This window comes from uncultured Algoriphagus sp., from assembly GCF_963974835.1.
In the GTDB taxonomy this organism is placed as follows: Bacteria; Bacteroidota; Bacteroidia; order Cytophagales; family Cyclobacteriaceae; genus Algoriphagus.
The window spans coordinates 481,214-500,990 of the sequence record NZ_CAXBET010000001.1 but is presented as its reverse complement, the minus strand read 5'-3'; the positions used below and the strand labels follow the sequence as shown (position 1 = coordinate 500,990).

Genomic DNA, 19,777 nt, shown 5'->3' with positions numbered 1-19,777 from the left:
GAGTAAAAATAAGGGAAAATACCACATCAATACTAAGAGTTCTGATAAGTGGAAAGAAGGAAACTATTTGTATCAGACCCGTTTCTTATTCATTCCCAGACGCTGATTTACGGTAAATCGAAGGATATCACGATTGTAATATCCTCCCGTTTGACGTTGATTGATCCACTTTTGGTACGTTGCTTCCATATTTATAGCCGATGAAAGATTTATACCCAGCCCGGCAATCAGTCGATTTTGGTCGAAGGCATAAATCACTTTTTTGCCAGCCTGAAGCATTATTTCATCTCCAACAACCAATCGTAATGACTTCTCCTCATTTATTTTCCAGATTGGATAGGATGCCAATATTCGATATCGAATTCTAAATCCTCCAAAAAAATAGCCATCTGCTAATTCTGTTTCATCTAAGTTTAGATTATGGAAATAGCGGGCCTCTGCTCTGTATCTATGGTCAAACGTTAGTTTTCCTAGCTTTTGCTTATATGCCAATTCTATGTGCGGTCTCAGCTCAGGCTCCACCAAATCCAATCCAGAATTCGGATTATTAGGACTTTGAAAAAAAGCCGCAAAACCAGCAGATGCTTCCCAACCACTTTCGCCCAATTTTCTGTGAAGGTGGCTTCTTAGAGACCATTGATGCTGCGCAAAAGGGTGAACGAAATGTCGCTCCTGAATCTCCGCTACCACAAACCAATTTTCATCCAATGGTACTGTAAGGAAATATCCATACCAAATGAATTGTTGAGGAGTAACATCCTTTTGGGCTAAAACTAATTTTGGCCAAAAACTTAATAATATGAAAATAGCGGCGAAGGTAAATGCTTTCACGTAGGCTGATTAAGCTGCAATTTTAGGTGAAATAGATCAGAAATAAGTAAATAGTAAAGACTAATACATCGTGTTGCCGTTGGCAGAAGTTTCAGGAATCTGTTGGATGGCATCCCAATGTTCGACGATTTTACCAGCCTCGTCAAATCTGAAAAAGTCCATGGTCACATACTGATCATTTTCAGGCCAAATTTGATGTGTATGTAATGCGACTAAATCGCCTTCAGCTATTGCTCTGACGAATTCGATTGACTTGTCTGGATATTCTCTTTGCATTCCCTCGAAGTATGCGATGAACTCTTCTTTTCCATCACCCACTGCAGGATTGTGTTGAATGTACTCGGCGCCTGCGAATAACTCTACAGCTTTACGTGGATTACCTTCATAGGCAGTCTTATAAAAATCGATTGCGTTCTCTTTATTTTTAGAGGAGTTCATTGTTAAGTTAATTTTCACCGGTCATCCGGCACACTATATCCTACTTTTTCAATCAAACTTCATTTTCTGAATTCTAATCGCATTCAAAATTGCCAATAATGCCACTCCCACATCTGCAAAAACAGCGGCCCACATGGTAGCCATTCCTATGGCCCCGAGAATCAGCACGATAACTTTGATCCCAAAAGCGAATCCTATATTCTGCCAGACAATTCTCTTGGTTTTTTTCCCAATAGAAATTGCCATTGGAATTTTGCTCGGCTTATCATCCTGAATCACCACATCCGCAGTCTCAATTGTAGCATCGCTTCCCAAGCCTCCCATCGCTATTCCTACATCAGAAATGGCAACAACGGGAGCATCATTTACTCCATCTCCAATGAATGCAACAGTTCCTTTTTGAGCTTTGATCTCTTTGACTTTGTCTACTTTATCTTCAGGAAGTAAATCTCCAAATGAATTTGGGATGCCTAATTTGTCTGCGACAAACTTGACCACATTGCTTTTATCCCCACTAAGCATCGTGATTCCGACTCCCATAGATTTCAGTTGAGTTATCGTGTGCTGAGCATCGGCCTTTATACTATCTGCTATGGTCAAATAGCCAGCAAATTTTACATCATAGGCAATTGCCACCAAGGTGTAAACTATACCGGAAGGATGGATGGTATAAGGAATAGAATATTTATCCATCAATTTGAAATTCCCGACTAGTAATTCCTTGCCTTCTACCTGAGCTTTCAACCCATGTCCAGCAATCTCTTCTACATTTTCCAAAATAATGCTGGAATCAATCTCGCCTACGTGTTTTTTAATGGCTGTAGCAATTGGGTGGGTGCTTTTGCCTTCCAAGGCATTGGCAAAATCAAGAATTCTAGAATCAAGGAAATCAGGCTGAAGATGGACTTCTTGCACATCAAAAACACCTTCAGTCATCGTTCCGGTTTTGTCCATCACTACCTGACTGATCTGAGCAATGCTGTCCAGAAAATTACTCCCTTTGAACAGAATGCCATTTTTACTCGCAGCACCGATTCCTCCAAAGTATCCTAGGGGAATACTGATTACTAATCCACAAGGGCAGGAAATTACCAAGAAAATCAGTGCACGATAGAGCCAATCACTGAATTCATAATTGTCCACAAATAGGAAGGGAAGAAAGCAAATTCCAATCGCCAGAAAAACTACAATTGGAGTATAGATTTTGGCGAATTTTCGGATGAAAAGTTCAGTAGGAGCTTTTTGGGCAGTTGCATTTTGCACCAATTCCAGGATTCTCGAAAGCTTGCTATCGGTGTACGCTGTAGTCACTTTGACCTGCGAAACAGTATTCAAATTAACCATCCCGGCTAAGACTTCGGCTCCTTTTTCTTTGGAGGTAGGAATGCTCTCTCCAGTCAAAGCAGAGGTATTAAATGAGGCTTTCTCAGACAGTAGCTCTCCGTCCAAGCCAAGTTTTTCTCCAGCTTTCAATTGGATGATATCGCCAATCTTGGCATTGGCAGCTTTGATTGTTTTGGTAGAATTCCCTTCCAAAATCGTCACCTCATCCGGTCGCTGATCAAGTAGCGTTTTGATGTTGGTCTTTGCCCGGGTGACTGCCATGGCCTGAAATACTTCCCCAACAGAATAAAATAGCATTACCGCCACACCTTCGGGGTATTCTCCTATTGCGAATGCACCTACTGTTGCAATACCCATCAGCAGGAATTCAGAGAAAATATCACCTTTCAGAATACTTCCCCAGGCTTCTTTCAATACTGGTAAACCAACAGGTAAATAGGCTACTAAATACCAACCAAACCGTACCCATCCTTGGAACCAATCCTGTGGAAAAACATAGTCAAAACCTAGACCTAGCATCATGACCACGAAAGAAAAAATCGCAGGGGCAAAGAATCTCAGCATGCTCTCTCCCGCAGGCGCAGAGTGATCGTGATCATGCCCATCATCTTGGGAATGCTCATGATTTACCTGTTCATCCACGGCGCAGCAATCTTTGTGAGTTGCTTCCAAATGGTTTTTCTGATCAATACTCCCCATGTTTTTGGTTTAATTTTCTTTCATCAGCTTCATCACCTGATCGATTGGTAATTGCTCCACGCGATGTCCGTCCTTTCCTTCCATTGTTTCAGCAGCAAATAAGGAGTTTATAATCGCCTCTTCTGTAGCTTCGATCACTGCCATAAATAAGGAACTCATATCGTCATTTCGAATGAATTCGGCATTTTCCAACGTTCCCGATTTAGCTGAATATGGAATCCGAAGTCCCTCAGCGGTGCTAAAAGCTACCACATAATCTCCAGATCCATTGGAAGCGATTCCTCCGGTTTTAGCCAAGCCCATCATGGAACGTTTTGCCATTCGTTCCAAATTTCTATCTAATACAGGAGCGTCAGTAGCCACAACTATCATGCAGCTTCCATCCGATTTTTCCATCGCGTCCCGAAACGGATACTTACCCATTTTTTCGCCGACGGCAACTCCATCTATTTGCAGGTTTCCTCCAAAATTGGTTTGGACTAAAATGCCGACAGTATAGCCCCCTAGGCTTTCAGGTAGTTTTCTCGAGGCAGTTCCAATTCCCCCTTTCCACCCAAAGCAAACATTACCTGTACCAGCCCCCACATTTCCTTCTTCGACTTTGCCAGATTGAGCAGATTTGATAGTTTGGATGACTTCTTCAGGAGAAATATGCATTCCACGAATATCATTCAGGTAGCCATCATTTGTTTCGCCGACGACAGCATTCACCGATTGGGCATTTTCATTTTGCTCCAGAGAATATCGAACTGTTCCCTCGATTCCAGCGGCCACACTTAGTGTGTTTGTGAGAATAATAGGAGTCTCAATATTCCCAAGTTCCTGTACCTGGGTCACTCCAGCAAGCTTGCCAAATCCATTTCCCACGTAAATAGCCGCGGGGACTTTTTGCTGAAAAATATTACCGCTGTGGGGTAAAATAGCAGTAACTCCTGTTCGAATATTGTCGCCTTTATTTTTGGTGAAATGCCCTACTTTTACACCCGGCACGTCGGTGATGGCATTCAATGCACCAGTTGGAAGTACTCCAAATATGATCCCTTTTTCGCGTGGTCTCTCTTGGGAAAAAGCAATAGAAGTCGATAAAAAGAAAAGGACAAATAAGGTTTTGAGGTGTTGCATAGCTAGTGGTTTCCCGAATTTAAACTTTATGTCTTCACCAAAAAATTACCATGGCTATCAATCTGGCTAAAACAGCGATTTATAGCGTATTCTCATTATTTGAGAATATTATTAAACCTATTTCTTTACAAAAATGGGATTGGTCCGAGCATCTTATAAATTAGCATTCCGCTCAGAGGATAGTTGAGAGTTAGACTTCGACATCGCTTATTCTGACTTATAATGTGATCTCAAATTCACTAGTATTGCATCAATTTAGTTTAAAGTTACACTTTATTATAGTGCTCTCCGCGTAAATCTCAGTATTCCTCTGCGGTTAAAAAAAGAATAAAAATGCTGAAAAAAGAACGATACGAAGCCATCATCAATCACTTCCGTGAGAATATGCCCATTGCTGAAACTGAACTTCAGTATGAAAATCCTTTTCAGCTTTTATGTGCTGTAGTTCTTTCTGCTCAATGCACTGATAAGCGGATTAATATGGTGACGCCGGCCTTATTTGAGAAATTCCCAGGGCCGGAGTTTTTGGCAGCTTCCAATTTTGATGAGCTTTTTCCTTACATCAAGACGGTGTCTTACCCGAATAATAAAACCAAGCATTTGTTGGGTTTGGGGAAAATGTTGATGGAGGATTTTGGAGGTGAGGTTCCTTCCACCGTACCGGAGTTGATCAAGTTACCTGGAGTGGGTCGGAAGACGGCCAACGTGATCACTTCAGTTGTTTGGAATCAGCCAAATATGGCTGTGGATACACACGTTTTCCGAGTTTCAAAAAGGCTCGGCTTAGTCTCCCAAACTGCCAAAACTCCATTGGAAGTGGAGAAGCAACTTATCCGGCACATTCCTAAAGAATATGTACATATCGCACATCACTGGCTGATTTTGCATGGTCGATACATTTGTCTGGCGCGTCGTCCAAAGTGTGAAGAATGCACTTTGACTCATTTATGCAGGTATTTTGAGAAAACTCACATGAAGCTCAGTAAGGTAGAAATAGAAAATTAATGTGTGGGATTCATCTGATTTGGGGTAAGGGAGGAAGTGAGGAGTCGATTAATGGCATGCTTCAGCAAAGCCTTCACCGTGGACCTGATCAGCAAGGAAGTTTTAGTCCTTGGCCGGGACTTTGGCTTGGAGTGAATCGGCTGAAAATTCTACACACAGGAGCGGAAGCTGATCAACCTTTTTGGTCTCCTGATGGACGTTTTCTACTGATTTGGAATGGAGAACTCTATAATTATCAGGAAATCCGTAATCTGCTCATCCAGATGGGAATTACTTTTATCACTCATTCAGATACCGAAGTTGTGTTGCATACAATCCGGGTTTTTGCTGAAAAAGGTCTGGAGAAACTCCATGGCATGTTTGCATTGATTTATGTGGATTTGACTGAGAGATCTGTCCTTATCGCACGAGATAAAAATGGGGAAAAGCCTCTTTATTATGCTCAAAATCCAGATACCCTGATTGTTTCCTCCGAATGCCAAAGCATACTAACGTTAAAGAATTCGGAATTTGAAACGAGACAGTTAGCTCCTTATTTCTTCCTGAGGGCACCTCTCCCTGGAAATACATTTTTTAAGGGTATTAATGAATGGAAGCCAAATCAGTATAGCAAGCTTTTGAGTCATTCTGCTTTTCATTGGAATACTATTCCAGATGAGAAAAAAATTGACAACAAATCTACTTATGAAGCTTTCCAAGAGACGCTTACTGACGCAGTTTTGAATCAATTCCATGCTGATGTTCCTGTTGGAATTCAGCTAAGTGGAGGGGCAGATAGCTCTTTATTGTATGCGCTTTGGTATAAGGAAACCGGATTGCCTTTGCCTTCTTATACAATCCAGGTGGAACAGACATATCGAAAGAAATATGCTGATGCCGACTTTGCAAGACGCTTTGTAAAGCAATTCCCTTCTAATCATAAGCTGGTGGAAATTGATCAAAAGATCTTTTGGGAAAATTGGGAGGATTATCTGAAAAGTGTAGATCAGCCAATTGGAGATTCAGCTGGTTTTTTAAATTGGATGATAGGAAAGGAAGCGAAGAAGTCGGTGAAAGTATTGATTTCAGGGGGAGGTGCAGATGAGCTTTGGGGAGGATATCAGCGGCATAGGGCGTTTGATATTTACCAGAAGAGGAAAGAATTGCTGTTAAGATTTAAGGGGATTTTTGGAAAAATCCCTCTAGGAAGAAGCTACCAAAAATTCATATCAGCAATCGATCCAAGTCCACAGAAGACCTTTCTCAATTTCTCAGGTTTAGAAAATATTCCTGAAGAATTAGGAGAGGATTACGATAGGATTTTTGACAAAAATCTCCCTCTTTATCCTCAAATGCTAGATTTTGACAGACAAGTCTATTTAGTGCAGGATGTGCTGAAGATTCAGGATAATGCCTTGATGGCACATAGTATCGAAGGAAGATCTCCTTATTTGGATGCTTCCATGATAGCACTGTGGAGAAACGTAAGTGATGAGAAATTACTTAAAGGGAAGCCTTGGATTCGACAGTTTCTGAATGAGTTGGATTTATCATGGATTTCTGAGCGAAAGAAAATGGGCTTTGGATTGCCTTTGAAAGAGTGGTTTGCAGAAAATGGAGAGTTTGCAAAACGGGTTTTCGATTCCATCAAGTCCTTCGAAAAAACTCATGGCCAGGATTTTCCAGAAAGAATGAGAGCACTGGCTGCCAAACCTGAGCTTGGAACTAAAGCTCATTTTTTAACGCTTTATAATCTGTTTCTTCTCGCAGAATGGGTGAAATTGCATAAGCTATGAGGATAATCTACATCCATCAATATTTCAAAACTCCAGCTGAAGGTGGCGCTGTGCGCTCTTATCATTTGGCTAAAGGATTGGTGGATGCAGGTCATGAGGTAGAAATGATTGCTGGGGGTTGTAATTCTGGCTATGATCAGCGATGGATTGAGGGAATTAAGGTGCACTATTTGCCAGTTACGTACGAACAGAAATTTGGATTTTTTAGGCGTGTTTGGGCTTTCTCAAGCTATGTGCGCCAAGCTAAAAAACTGATAAAGAAACTACCTAGACCGGACCTTCTATATGTTACTTCTACTCCGCTTACAACAGGATTGCTTGGGCTTTGGGCAAAAAAGAGCTTGGCGATTCCATATATTTTTGAAGTTCGTGATCTCTGGCCACAGGCACCGATTGAAGTTGGAGCGATTAAAAATTCATTGTTGAAGAGCAGTTTGAAAAGACTGGAGAAAAAGATTTACCAGCGTGCCATGAGTTTGGTGGCACTTTCTCCGGGAATTGCAGACCATTTGCGGAAAGTCACTCCAAGCCAGAAAATTCACTTAATCTCAAACTTCTCGGATTTGGAGATGTTTTTTCCAATGAAAAAAAATCAAGCTCTACTTCAAAAATACAAACTGACCAATACGCTAACCATTGCCTATACTGGAGCTTTGGGTCAGGTTAATGCGGTGAACGAGCTTTTAGATTTGGCAAAAAAGGCACAGGATAATGGAAAGAATTGGCAGTTTCTAATAATGGGGCAAGGAAGCCATGATCCTCAGCTCAGACAAATAGCAATTCAGAAGTCACTTGCCAATGTTCATTTTATTCCATTTGGGTCAAAAGAAAAAGTAAACGAAGTGTTAAGTCTCGCTGATTTTGCCTGGATTTCTTTTGCACATTTGCCAGTATTGAAAACCAACAGCCCTAATAAATTTTTTGATGCTTTAGCTGCGGGGAAACCAATTTTGGTAAATCACAAAGGCTGGGTTTACGATTTGGTGAAAACCCATCAGCTTGGGATTTCTTGCCTTCCTTCTAAAATTGATTCAGCTTTTGCGAAGCTGGAAGTATTAGAAAATTATCCGGAAAAATTGATAAAAATGGGTGTAAACTCCCGATTGTTGGCCGAGCAGTACTTTACCAAAGCACAGGCAGTTTCTCATTTGATACAGGTGATATCACCCGGAAAGAATCAATTAAATTCTCAAAATGAATTCATTATTTTGACAGGATGACAAAACTTTTTGGAATTGGATTGGTTAAGACTATTCAAAAGTAAAAAATCAGTAAAGCATGATTTAAATCTTTCTCAAATCATGCTAAAATTCATTTGAAACTAGGATTTGTAACTGGTCTTTTTAGTAAAAGAACGATATCAATAGATTAAAATAGTACCATAGTAATAGTATAGGGTTTATTGAAAAAGCGAGTCTAATTCTAGACTCGCTTTTTATTTTATAGGGATATAGAAGCTTTATTCATTTGGCTTTCTTGGTCTGTATCCAGATTCTCTAAAAATTTTCTCTGCATCTGGTTCTGCCATCAATACATCCAAGGGTACATCTTGATTGAACTGATAATCATCTACAATATTCCATCCCAACCATCTTCCCAATCTTCCAGGAGCTTTCGTGCTGATAGCATCTGTGAACGGAGCTTCCCCTACATATTTTCTGATTTCAAAAGGATTTGTCTCGTATAACAATTCATTTTCCACGAAGTGTGACCATATCAACTCCTCGTTTTCAAAACTTTCACGAATCGCTTCTGGTGTATAGCCAATAATATATTGGTCTGAGATACACGGCATAATGGCTTTGGTGAAATGGTAGGATTTTCCATAATAGATCATCTCTGCGAGTAATCGGCTGTCCTGTGGATTTGTCTCATTGAATCTTGCAGAAATCGCCATTACTATCATAGCAACTATGTAAGGCCGATCATAACGCACAGCCATGTATCTTGGCAATTCTGGCTGGAAAGTATGTGTGGGGGGCAGGAAATAATCCAAGCCAATTACGATTAAGTCGTCAGTGACAATTAGGTCAGAATTGAATCCTGAAACGAAAGTATACACTTTCGGCACCTTAAATTGTGGGAAATAGTATTTGATAGCTTTAAAGGCATTTTCCAGATCTTTTTCTACATCGGAGAAATCATTGAATGCTACTTCCACAGAGTCGAAAAGCACCCTCATCGATGAATCTTGATGGATTGCCAATAATTCAAAAGCTAGACTATCACTGCTTCCATATAGATCCATCTGAAGATATTCCTTTGTAAATTCTGGATTTTCTTCAAACAGAAATTTGAACTCTTCAATTGATTCTGCACCAAAAAAGTCCTGTTCCAATCTCTTTATTTTGACCGTGAGATTCTGATCAAGGATTTCCGGAGATAGTTCGCAACTTTCATTTTTTTTGCCGCAGGCGAATGCCAAAATCAGCAGAAAAGGAAGGTATAGAAATCGAGAGCTGGAAATTCGCATGAATGATTTTTTTTCAAAATTAGCAATTGAAACGGTAACAGACTCAACGAAATACTTTTCTGGCTATTATTCCCTGACTGCTTTCAGAATTAAGTTATAGACATCTGTAGGCTGAATGGTTTGGGAATTCAGCAAATTTTTGTCCTGGGAAACTAGCAAAGGCTTATCTGCATCTTCTTCGCTCAATCTACCATGGGCACCTTTCACCAAAGTTGCATCCAAGGGAATCACATCCATCAAATATCGGAACCCAAGCTTTTTTTTCAGGACTTTTGATCCTACAGTAAGCATAGGGATTTTTATATCTGGATTCAAAATCAACTCCACTGGATCATAACCTGGTTTTTTGTGAATATCCACACAGCGGGCATAGTCCGGAGCCTTCGCATCGTCCAACCAAAAATAATAGGTAAACCAAGATTCTTTATCGGCCATCACCACCAAATCCCCGGAGCGCTCGTGGTCTATGTAATGCTGCTTTTTCCCATCTTCATCCAGCACCAATTCTACTCCTGGAATTTCTTCCAGCAGCTTTTTCACTTGCGGCAATAAGCTGAGATCATTTACGTGCACATGGGCCACCTGATGATCAGCCACGGCAAAAACTTTGGAAGTTCCTGCATCTAATGTCTCTAATCCCTGCTCATCTTTTACCTGAATCCATCCCTGCTTCCTAAAAATTCTATTTAAATGAACAGGTTTGCTCACTGTGGTAATCGCATATTCTGAAAGCAAAATCACCTGAGTTCCTTGCTTTTCGAAGTAGGTGATCAGGTCCTCACAAAGCTCATCGACTTCCTTTAAGTACTTCCCGATCTTGTCAAAATCAATCCCATATTTCTGAAGGGAATAATCCAAATGCGGAATATAGATCAGGTTTAAAGTTGGGTTGTGCCATTCATCTACCTTCTTAGAAGCTTCAGAAATCCATTTACTGGAGGCAATATTGGCATTAGGTCCCCAAAAAGAGAATAGGGGAAATTGTCCCAATTCTTTCTGAAGCCGATCGCGCAATTCCATTGGCTGGGAATGACAATCCGGCTCTTTTCTTCCATCCGCGAGGTAAAGCGGCCTTGGAGTCACAGCGTAGTCCACACTGGAGTACATATTATACCACCAAAACATATTGGCAACTGTGAAGTCTGGGTTCTCTTTTTTTAGAACCTCCCAGATTTTTGGTGATTGAACCAATTTATTAGACTGACGCCAAAATTTGATTTCGCACTCGTCTTGAAAGTACCACCCGTTACCTACAATTCCATTCTCATTTGGCATTTTGCCAGTAAGATAAACGGATTGAGCAGAGCAAGTAACGGCTGGCAAAACTGGCTCAACCACTGCTCGTTTACCTTTTTCAATCCACTTTTTTAAAAATGGTGTATGCTCCCCAATAACCCGAGGGGAAAGTGCTACTATATCTAAGACGACTGTCTTCTTCATTTTAATTCAGTTTTTCGATTACCCAAGCGAGCTCTCTTGAGATTGATTCTCCTAAGCTTAGGCGTGTATCCTCTGGCAAAACTTCCCAAGTATAAGTTTCTACCTCCAAGTGATTTGTTAGAGAAGGATCTTTTAAAATTTCATTGAGTACAATTGAAATTTGATCCTGTGTGGAGGCTAGAGCTCCATAATTATCTAAAAAGACGGGAACGTGAAAATGGATTCTCCATTCTTCTTCATTTGTATTATCTAATATTTTCAGTGCTTCAGGTAGATCTGAATAGGACTGCAAACTGCCGTCTTTCTTCCTTGCTACTACTTGATGTAGATAAGTAGATTCCTCAAATGGTAATAGCTTGACCTTGACCAAATCTCTTGCCTGCGGTTCTTCAGGTATTAAAGCTTCTAAAGCGGCTGAAATTTGAATCTTACCGATCTTGATTCCGGCTTTTTCAAATTTGGAAAAAGTATCAGCAGGCTTTTCATATACTATGGCGAAGTGACAGACGTCGTAGCAGACCTGAATGTGGTCTTTCAAAACTTCTTCAGCTTTTTCTTCTGAAATATTCAATTTCTCAGCAAGCCAAGGCTTCCCAATTGGTAGCAACCAATCCGAAAATAGCCAAACCATCTCATCTGAATTCTCTAAAATTCCATCGGGTTCCGGCTCAATATCCAAATGAAGAGACTTTCCTGTTAGATTTTTGATATCAATCAATTCTGCGACAACTTCCAGTAAATGCTGGGTAGCTGTTTCCATTCCAGCCTTCAATGCTGATTCTGACTTGAACCAATGTCTATAGGAAATAGGGGAAGTGGAGATACCTCCATCCATTCCGTCGGGCAATAGCTCTGCTAAAATTTTGAATGATCTTATGGTATAATCTCTTCGATCTGTTGTAGTCCAATCAGGAAAATGAACTTGGTCTTTTACGGTAGTTCTGTGAAAATCTCCGTATGGAAAGCCATTTAAAGTGAAAACATAAGCATTTTCACTTTTCAGCCAATTCTTGAACTCTGTGAGTTGCTTAGCTTTTTCAAGAACAAGACTTGCTTCGTGAGAAAGTCGTAAACCTATTCCAAATGGTTGATCTACATTTAATCGATCTTTTACCTCAGAAATATATTTCTTCAGGTTTTCAAATGTAGCCTCCCAGCTTTCTCCGGGGTGAATATTGCTGCAATATGTGAGGTGAAACCCTTTGACTTCCATGAATAAAGATGATTTTGTATAGAGTTAATTGGTGACCAAATTTTGTGTTTGATTATAGCTCTTGAGTAAATCTATGGCTTGGTAGATTAGATCGTGATCCATTTCATGTACTTCTTCGCCTTTACCCAATGCTTTTAAAAGCATGATTGTGAGTTGGCCGCCTAGATGCTCCTGAAATTCCTGTAAACCTTTGATTAGATTTTCTCCGCCTAATTCCGGAGCAAAAAGCTCGAATCCCAAGGTCTTAAATACTGTGATAATACGGGAAAGATCATCTTCCGAAATCCAACCTTTCAAGTGAGAATAGGTAGAATCCAAGGCAATTCCGATTGCCACTGCTTCACCATGACGAATTCTAAAATCAGTCAAATGCTCTAGCTTGTGAGCTGCCCAATGTCCAAAATCCAATGGACGGGATGAGCCAAACTCAAAAGGATCTTTTCCGGAAATGTGATCCAAATGCATCTGAGCGCACCGAATGATCAGCTCCTTCATAGGCTCCATTTCCCTTGAAGCAAGAGCTGATGAATTATCTTCAATCCAGTTGAAAAAGCTCAAATCCTTGATCAAAGCTACTTTGATGGCTTCAGAAATTCCGGATCTCCAGTCTCTATCGTCGAGCGTTTTTAGGAAATTGAAGTCGTTTAGAACTGCGTAAGGAGGAGTAAATGTCCCTAGATAATTCTTTTTGCCAAATAGATTTACGGAGTTTTTCACACCAACTGCAGAGTCATTCTGCGAAAGAACTGTAGTAGGAATCCGGATCAGGCGAATACCCCGATGTGAAATAGCAGCAGCAAAACCAACCATATCTATCACAGCTCCGCCCCCGATTACGGCAATGTAAGAATGCCTATCAATCCCGTATACGTGAGTAGCTTCGACGATTTCTTTATAATATGCCTCGTCATTTTTAGCTGCCTCTCCGCCAGAAACCACTATGGGCTCTCCGGCAATTGTGAAGAATTCTGAATAAACATGCGCGTAAGCCTTTAGCTGAGATAGCAATTGTGGATGAGCCTGACTCACACCTTCGTCTACTACGAAAAGAACCTTGGCATGTCGCCCGTTCGCAAGTAATTCGGTGAATAGCTTATTATCTAAGGAGAAAATATCCTCTGAAAAACAGACTTGATATTTAAAGGGTACTGAAAATGACTGTTCTATAATCGTATTCATAATCAACAGGGTATGGGCTTAGGCTGTTTGTTGGAATAATACAATTCCGAGCCTTTTTTAGTTCTTTGTCAGGTAACTGCGAATTTTTTGGCTAGCCAAAGGGAAATTGGCAGCAACAATAATACAATTATTCCAATCTGCCATCCTGCGAAAGCAGCAGCAAGAGATGCATTTACAATAATTAAGGAAATAACGGCAGCTTTTACGGATTTGCCTATGAGTTTTGGGTTTTGGCTACGGATAGCTTTGATCAAAGGCGGGAAAATCATATAGCTAAGCAGCGCTAAGAAAGGGAATACTTCCCAAGGTGCAGTTCCGTGGACAAAGGGCATTGCTCCAATAACCAAGATCACAACGATGTACATGGTCAGCCCTCCGTACAACGCATTCCTGTTTTTTCCATGAACTTCACCACGGCTGATCATGGTAATCGCGGCTACAAATATTAGTGGGATCAGACCTAAAGGCCAAAAAGTAGATAATAATTCAGGAGCAATACTGACACCCAAAAGCAAGTTGCCAGTGCGGCAAAGTCCCATATTTATTGGACCCAGGAGATTTTGATGCTTTCCCCAGTAATCGTATAATACAGCTAAGACTGCAACGGTCAAGGCTATTCCCGCAGATACCAAGTTTACTTGTGCTGCGGCTAAAACTCCTATAACAAGTAATATAAATGACATCCATGCAGCGGAGGATTTACTTACTCTTCCACTTGGAATAGGTCTTTCCGGCCTTTCTATGGCATCCAGCTCAGCATCGAAAACGTCATTGAAAGCGACTCCTCCTCCATATAACCCAATGGTACTTATTGAGAGCCAAATAAGATTTAGAAGTATTTCTTGTGAAACTGAATTCTCACCCACAGTAATATATGCCCAGGCCCCAGCTACAGCTACGCCCGCCCAAATATCAGCGATGGCAGTAACTACGTTTGCAGGACGGGTGAGTTGGAGGTAAGCAAAAAGGCGGGAAGAACCCATAATTAATTCTCTACAAAATCAGATGAACCTTCTACTCTTGGCGTTTGTCCACCACGAAGAACGGAATTGCCACTCATTTTTTTGGTTTGATCTAGTGGGGCAGCGTTCAGCCAGTCTTGCTCATCCATTTGTCCACTTTGACCAAAAGCAGTCAAAGCATTTTGATAAGTAACCATCTTGATATGCTCTTCTGGGATACCAGATTTGCGCATCAGATCAGCAGTTTTTGGCACAGCCAAAGGATCTGAAATCCCCCAATCTGCGGCTGAATTGACGATTATTCGCTCAGGACCATATTGCTTCACAATTTCAACCATACGCTCGGAACCCATTTTAGTATGTGGATAAATGGTAAATCCTGCATAATAGCCCCGATCCAAAACTTCCTTTACCGTCTCCTCATTGTTATGATCCACAAGTACCATTTTAGGGTCTAATCCATGCTCTTCGGATACATCCATACTGCGAATTGTACCCTTTCTTTTATCTCGGTGCGGAGTGTGGATAAGTACAGGTAGGTCTACTTCTTTTGCCAGTTCCAACTGAAGTCTATAGAACTTATCCTCAGCTTCTGTCTGGTCATCATATCCGATTTCCCCGATTGCAACCACACCTTCTTTTCCCACATATAGCGGAAGTAATTCCATCACCTGCTCCGCTAGCGGTTCGTTATTTGCCTCCTTAGAGTTCAATCCCATCGTGCAGTAATGCACAATACCGAATTGACTGGCTCGAAAACGCTCCCAGCCTACGAGTGTGCTGAAATAATCTTTGAAACTCCCAACTTCCGTTCTTGGCTGCCCTAACCAGAATGCTGGCTCGATGACTGCAACTATCCCAGCTTTCTGCATGGCTTCATAGTCATCGGTTGTACGGGATACGACGTGGATATGTGGGTCTATATACATGGTGATCGAATTTAAATTAGCGGATTGTAAAATTAGTGATTATACCCGAGTTAGCTGAAACTCCGAGCCGATGCTTTCCCAAGCAAGAGCTTCCATATCGAGCGTAGCAACTTGATCCGGGTAAGATTCTAGCAGTTCTCCTGCCTTTTCGTAAGCAGATTCCCTAAGTGTTAAAAGAGCAGCTTTCACTTGAAGACCATCTCCGGTTGCCAAAGTTTTCTTCAGATCCTCTAAATACATTTCATTGACAAAGGGAGCGACCAGTCTCCATATTTCTGGCATCACATCTCTGCCTGCTGCCCAGCGCTCATGAGCAAAATCCCTGGCAATCGCCGCCAAGGCTAGGTTTCTTCGCTCCTCTAATCCTTGAATTCTATATAGTGGGCGCTGCATGAAAATTGCTTTTAGTACCATTTGATTCCAATTGGCTTCGGGGAAATATTTCGCCGGAAAAGGATTATTCAATGCAATTGCATCAAATACCAAAGAGATATTTGTTCGCAAACCATCAATAGCTCTAGGAATTAAATCTTCCTGAAAAGGCATAAGCGGTAAAGCTGCGTAAAGTGCCTGGTGCTCGTACATATCTGCCGTTTCAAAAAGCTGGTTTATCGCAGCAAACCAAGCGTCTTTCTCCTGTGGATAACTTAGCATCAATACCGTTCTCGCGGTCTGCAACTCATCCCAATGTTCAGGCTGAAAGCCCACTACCAGATCATTTGCATGTGCTACGGAAGCAGATGAAAGCTTGAGTTTATCTTTTTTGAAGAATCGGGAAGCTTGGCTGAAAGAGAGAAAAAACTTGGAAGGACTTCCTTCAGAAGTTATTTTGTCTACTTGGTTATTTAGCCAATCTAATCCTTTCTTACTGGGTGATGATTCAAGCAATTGGGTTAGAAAGCTTGTTAATTGATTTTTCATAATCGAGTTGCCGTTTAGGGCCTTGCGTCAACTTTGCTTTATTCGTTAAAATTCGCTGAAATCTACCAGAATATCCAGTTACATAATGCTCAACGGTAGGAAAAAGTGCCTGATATGACGAAAATCACTTTTCTTTAAAATGACTATTAGAAATTCTGATTTGAATTAATTATTTAAGACTTTTGGGAGGATAAGCTAATTATAGACTTGTTAACGCATCCATTCCCTTGATGATAAATCGTGTATGAATAAATTGGTATGAGCGTAAGTTCCTTTTTTATTGGCCTCTGTGGTCTTGGGTGGATCATAGCATATATTGAGGCACTACGAATTGGATTTCGGGATAAATCTTATGGGATTCCCTTTATCACCCTCGCACTTAATTTTACTTGGGAGATTTATTATACCTATCAAGGTTACCTGGTTTTTGGCTCCCACGTATCCACTTATGTTAATTGCTTTTGGGTGCTTCTTGATACAGGCATATTATACACTTACCTAAAGTATGGCTATGCCGAGGTAAGCGTAAGTAAAACCGTCTTTTTTGCTCAGGCAATTGCGTTTCTTGTAGTGTGTTTTATCATTCAACACTTTGCATTCCTTTACCTTGGAATAGTTAATGGAGCTCTTTATGTAGGTTACTTCATTAACTTTCTAATGTCATTCCTATTTGTGCGAATGTATTTCCGTCGAATGGATTTAAAAGGTCAATCCTTACTTATTGCCATCCCAAAGTGTATCGGTACATTTTCAACTACCATTCTGTTTGGTATAATAGGATCTAAAACTGCAGGGGGAGTGCATGAACTAATTCTCTATATGGGATTACTGATTTTTTTTACAGACCTGACTTACATTTACTTAGTTAGCAAAAAAATAAAGAGTCTGAAGGCCGCAAGTTTGGGAGGTCAAATGGCGCAGAATCATTAAGTGCAAAAACCTATCAGCCCCCGATAGCAATCATACTTCTGTTATCAGAATGAAGTGCTGGGTCAGATAATTTCTCCATACTGTCCATGCCGGCACGGACGTCCTTTTTATTGAGAATAGATTCCAAAATCAGTTTTTCCACATTTTCACCAGCACGCATAGCAGCAAGCAGGTCAGTTTCTTGGTTGGAAAAAAGACAGTTTTTAATGCGGCCATTTGCTGTTAAGCGAATCCTGTTGCAGGTACCGCAGAAGGGATTGGTCACCGAAGAAATAATTCCAAAGTCGCCTTTATATCCTTGAATTTTAAATTTTCTGGCTGTGAAATTAGCTTCGTTGGGAAGAGATAAAATTCTATCTGCTCCGTAATAAGCGCCGAGTTGATCCAGCACTTCTTTCTCAGAAACCATCTTAGACCTGTCCCAGCTATTCCCATCAAAAGGCATAAATTCTATAAAGCGAACTGAAACCTTGTAATCCTTCGTCATATTTACCAAATCCACTAGCTCATCGTCATTGACTCCTTTGATTAGAACAGCGTTGATCTTTAGATCGAAATCATTGTCATGCAATAATTCAAAATTGTCAAGAGTTTTCTGAAAACCAGTTCTTCTTGTCAGCTCCTGAAAGCGGGCCTCTTTCAATGTGTCCAGGCTGAAATTGATTTTTTTGATTCCAAGTCTTTGGAAGTTATCCACATGTCTGTCAACTAGTAAGCCATTGGTAGTGAGGGAAATTTCCACTGGCATTTTTGAAAGGCCTTCGAGAATTACGCCTATATCCTTTCGAAGAAGAGGTTCTCCACCAGTGAGACGAATTTTATTCACTCCCAATCCCACAAAGATCCTGGCAAACTCCAAAATTTCTTCGGCATTCATGAGATGAGCTTTTGGACTCAATGGGATTCCTTCGGCGGGCATACAGTAGCTGCAGCGCAGATTGCACTTCTCGATAAGCGATATCCTCAAGTAATTGTGGACTCGCCCAAATCGATCTTTTAGTTCCTGTATATTACCCGAATGGGTCATGATTTGCTCCTTTTAATATTTTAAATACATGTAGCACATGTGGGAAAATCGCATCCATCGATTCCTTTGCTCCATTAGTTGATCCGGGCAAAGCCAAGACTATACTGTCACCAATAGTTCCTGCTATGGATCTTGAAAGCATTGCAAATGGCATAATCTTCTGTCCATAACTGCGAATGGCTTCTTCCACACCCGGAATTCTACGTTCCAATATCGGCTCCAAGGCTTCGGGTGTGACGTCTCTTTTGGAGAGTCCAGTTCCACCTGTGAAAATCACCAATTGGTTACTTTCTGTAAGCTCAAAAGTTCTCGCTCTAATCAGCTCCAATTCATCAGGAATCACCTCATACGAAGTCACGTTTACCCCATGTGTTTTCAACTTATCCACAACCACTTTTCCAGCTTTATCTTCTTTGATTCCTTTAGAAACAGAATCTGAACAAACAACCACCGCCGCCGAAATGAGTTTGGGGTTTTTGTCTTTGAAACTTGATTTTCCACCAGTCTTCTCTACCAACCCGATCTCGCGGATAACAATTCCCTTATCGATCGGCTTCAGCATATCGTACATCGTCAAAGCAATCACAGAAGCTCCATGCATGGCTTCCACTTCCACTCCGGTTTTATACACAGTCTTCACAGTGATGTAAATCCGGATTTCAAGCCCTTTAATCTCATATTCCACCGCTGTATACTCCACAGGTAGCGGATGACAATCAGGAATAGTGATATGGGTATTTTTCACTGCGAAAAGTCCCGCCACTTTCGCCATTTCAAACACATTGCCTTTTGGTACTCTATTTTCTACTACCGCAGCAATGGTCTCTTCCGAACTCACATGTACTATAGCCTGAGCTTTTGCAGTACGAAGCGTGGTTACTTTATGTGTGATATCTACCATTTCTAATTTTAATCTCTACTAGTATCAAGTAAGAATTTCCTTCGACTTCGCTCAGGATGACACTAGATCTGTTTACTACCAATCTATCCAATCCCTTTTCAGAATTTGGACTTTAGCTGTTTAAATTTTTCAGCTATTTACCTTCCACTGATGATCGGCATTATCAAGAATCTCCTTGCCGAAGATTGGAACATGCTCTTTCACTTGATTCACGAGCCATTCTGTGGCTTCATAGACCTGCTTCCTTCTCGGTGAGGAGACGAACACGAAAATGCAAATTTCTCCTACGTCCACTTTACCCAGACTATGGTAAATGTGTAGGCATGTCAAATTGAATTTCTCGAAAGCCGCTTCTCGGATTTCATGAAGCTTTTCATTTGCCATTTCCTCATATGCGGTATATTCTATAGCTACCACTTTATTATCACCGACTTCATCTGCGCGAACCTGACCCAAGAAAATATTATGGGCACCAATACTATGCTTGCCTTGGTGCTTCGCAATAGAATCTGCTATAAATTCAGGGGAAATGGCTCCCTCAAGAAATACTTTTTTCATGTGTTTTTCAATTATCCTATCAGCCTAAAA

18 protein-coding genes are annotated in these 19,777 nt (G+C 40.9%); 4 read left to right on the top strand and 14 right to left on the bottom strand.

Translation table 11 applies throughout. The annotated features are described in order from the left end of the window. Window positions 1-72: 72 nt before the first annotated feature. From AACZ73_RS02325 to AACZ73_RS02310, 4 genes are read right to left on the bottom strand one after another with little or no spacing between them, the layout of a single operon-like run. Complete coding sequence (locus AACZ73_RS02325; protein ID WP_339875036.1) at window positions 73-831, bottom strand: DUF2490 domain-containing protein; 759 nt, start codon at window positions 829-831, stop codon at window positions 73-75. Between the two features lie 60 nt (window positions 832-891). Further along, entirely contained in the window at window positions 892-1,269 is a 378-nt protein-coding gene (locus AACZ73_RS02320; protein WP_339875034.1) for a nuclear transport factor 2 family protein, read from the bottom strand. A 48-nt stretch (window positions 1,270-1,317) separates the two neighbouring features. Further along, window positions 1,318-3,312 (bottom strand): heavy metal translocating P-type ATPase, encoded by a 1,995-nt coding sequence (locus tag AACZ73_RS02315; protein WP_339875032.1) that lies wholly within the window; start codon window positions 3,310-3,312, stop codon window positions 1,318-1,320. A 9-nt stretch (window positions 3,313-3,321) separates the two neighbouring features. Continuing rightward, on the bottom strand, window positions 3,322-4,434 hold the full coding sequence (locus AACZ73_RS02310; protein WP_339875030.1) for a P1 family peptidase: 1,113 nt from the start codon (window positions 4,432-4,434) through the stop codon (window positions 3,322-3,324). A 333-nt stretch (window positions 4,435-4,767) separates the two neighbouring features. On the opposite strand from AACZ73_RS02310, the gene nth reads away from it, so the two are divergent. Genes nth through AACZ73_RS02295 form a run of 3 tightly spaced genes read left to right on the top strand, consistent with a single transcriptional unit; the run spans window position 4,768 to window position 8,434 of the window. Next, entirely contained in the window at window positions 4,768-5,439 is a 672-nt protein-coding gene (nth, locus tag AACZ73_RS02305; RefSeq protein ID WP_339875028.1) for an endonuclease III, read from the top strand. Next, window positions 5,439-7,214, top strand: a complete 1,776-nt coding sequence (asnB, locus tag AACZ73_RS02300) for an asparagine synthase (glutamine-hydrolyzing) (RefSeq protein ID WP_339875027.1) — start codon at window positions 5,439-5,441, stop codon at window positions 7,212-7,214. Before nth ends, asnB begins: the two co-directional genes overlap by 1 nt. Then, the gene (locus tag AACZ73_RS02295; protein ID WP_339875025.1) at window positions 7,211-8,434 is read left to right on the top strand and encodes a glycosyltransferase family 4 protein; all 1,224 of its coding nucleotides are present in this window, start codon (window positions 7,211-7,213) and stop codon (window positions 8,432-8,434) included. The genes asnB and AACZ73_RS02295 overlap by 4 nt, the downstream gene beginning before the upstream one ends. A 239-nt stretch (window positions 8,435-8,673) precedes the next feature. Here AACZ73_RS02295 and gldB read toward each other — a convergent pair whose 3' ends face one another. The 7 genes from gldB to AACZ73_RS02260 all read right to left on the bottom strand — a co-directional run bounded on the left by gldB (window position 8,674) and on the right by AACZ73_RS02260 (window position 16,331). Next, complete coding sequence (gene gldB / locus AACZ73_RS02290; RefSeq protein ID WP_339875023.1) at window positions 8,674-9,687, bottom strand: gliding motility lipoprotein GldB; 1,014 nt, start codon at window positions 9,685-9,687, stop codon at window positions 8,674-8,676. 66 nt (window positions 9,688-9,753) lie between these two features. After that, on the bottom strand, window positions 9,754-11,127 hold the full coding sequence (locus AACZ73_RS02285) for a nucleotide pyrophosphatase/phosphodiesterase family protein (RefSeq protein ID WP_339875021.1): 1,374 nt from the start codon (window positions 11,125-11,127) through the stop codon (window positions 9,754-9,756). Between the two features lies 1 nt (window position 11,128). Next, window positions 11,129-12,340, bottom strand: coding sequence for a metabolite traffic protein EboE (eboE, locus tag AACZ73_RS02280; protein WP_339875019.1), 1,212 nt, complete (start codon window positions 12,338-12,340; stop codon window positions 11,129-11,131). A 24-nt stretch (window positions 12,341-12,364) separates the two neighbouring features. Beyond that, entirely contained in the window at window positions 12,365-13,519 is a 1,155-nt protein-coding gene (locus tag AACZ73_RS02275; RefSeq protein WP_339875017.1) for a 3-dehydroquinate synthase, read from the bottom strand. A 68-nt stretch (window positions 13,520-13,587) separates the two neighbouring features. Beyond that, entirely contained in the window at window positions 13,588-14,502 is a 915-nt protein-coding gene (gene eboC, locus AACZ73_RS02270; RefSeq protein WP_339875015.1) for a UbiA-like protein EboC, read from the bottom strand. Window positions 14,503-14,504: 2 nt separating this feature from the next. After that, complete coding sequence (locus AACZ73_RS02265) at window positions 14,505-15,416, bottom strand: TatD family hydrolase (RefSeq protein WP_339876328.1); 912 nt, start codon at window positions 15,414-15,416, stop codon at window positions 14,505-14,507. Between the two features lie 33 nt (window positions 15,417-15,449). Continuing rightward, complete coding sequence (locus tag AACZ73_RS02260; RefSeq protein ID WP_339875013.1) at window positions 15,450-16,331, bottom strand: EboA domain-containing protein; 882 nt, start codon at window positions 16,329-16,331, stop codon at window positions 15,450-15,452. A gap of 258 nt (window positions 16,332-16,589) precedes the next feature. Here AACZ73_RS02260 and AACZ73_RS02255 point away from each other — a divergent pair, with 258 nt between their 5' ends. Then, window positions 16,590-17,261, top strand: coding sequence for a hypothetical protein (locus tag AACZ73_RS02255; RefSeq protein ID WP_339875011.1), 672 nt, complete (start codon window positions 16,590-16,592; stop codon window positions 17,259-17,261). Between the two features lie 13 nt (window positions 17,262-17,274). On the opposite strand, the gene moaA is transcribed toward AACZ73_RS02255, so the two are convergent. The 3 genes from moaA to AACZ73_RS02240 all read right to left on the bottom strand — a co-directional run bounded on the left by moaA (window position 17,275) and on the right by AACZ73_RS02240 (window position 19,747). Further along, window positions 17,275-18,288 (bottom strand): GTP 3',8-cyclase MoaA, encoded by a 1,014-nt coding sequence (gene moaA, locus AACZ73_RS02250; RefSeq protein WP_339875009.1) that lies wholly within the window; start codon window positions 18,286-18,288, stop codon window positions 17,275-17,277. Continuing rightward, a complete protein-coding gene (moaCB, locus tag AACZ73_RS02245) occupies window positions 18,272-19,189 on the bottom strand; it encodes a bifunctional molybdenum cofactor biosynthesis protein MoaC/MoaB (protein ID WP_339875007.1) in 918 nt (305 codons plus the stop codon). The genes moaA and moaCB overlap by 17 nt, the downstream gene beginning before the upstream one ends. A 129-nt stretch (window positions 19,190-19,318) precedes the next feature. After that, complete coding sequence (locus AACZ73_RS02240) at window positions 19,319-19,747, bottom strand: molybdenum cofactor biosynthesis protein MoaE (RefSeq protein ID WP_339875006.1); 429 nt, start codon at window positions 19,745-19,747, stop codon at window positions 19,319-19,321. Between the last annotated feature and the right edge of the window lie 30 nt (window positions 19,748-19,777).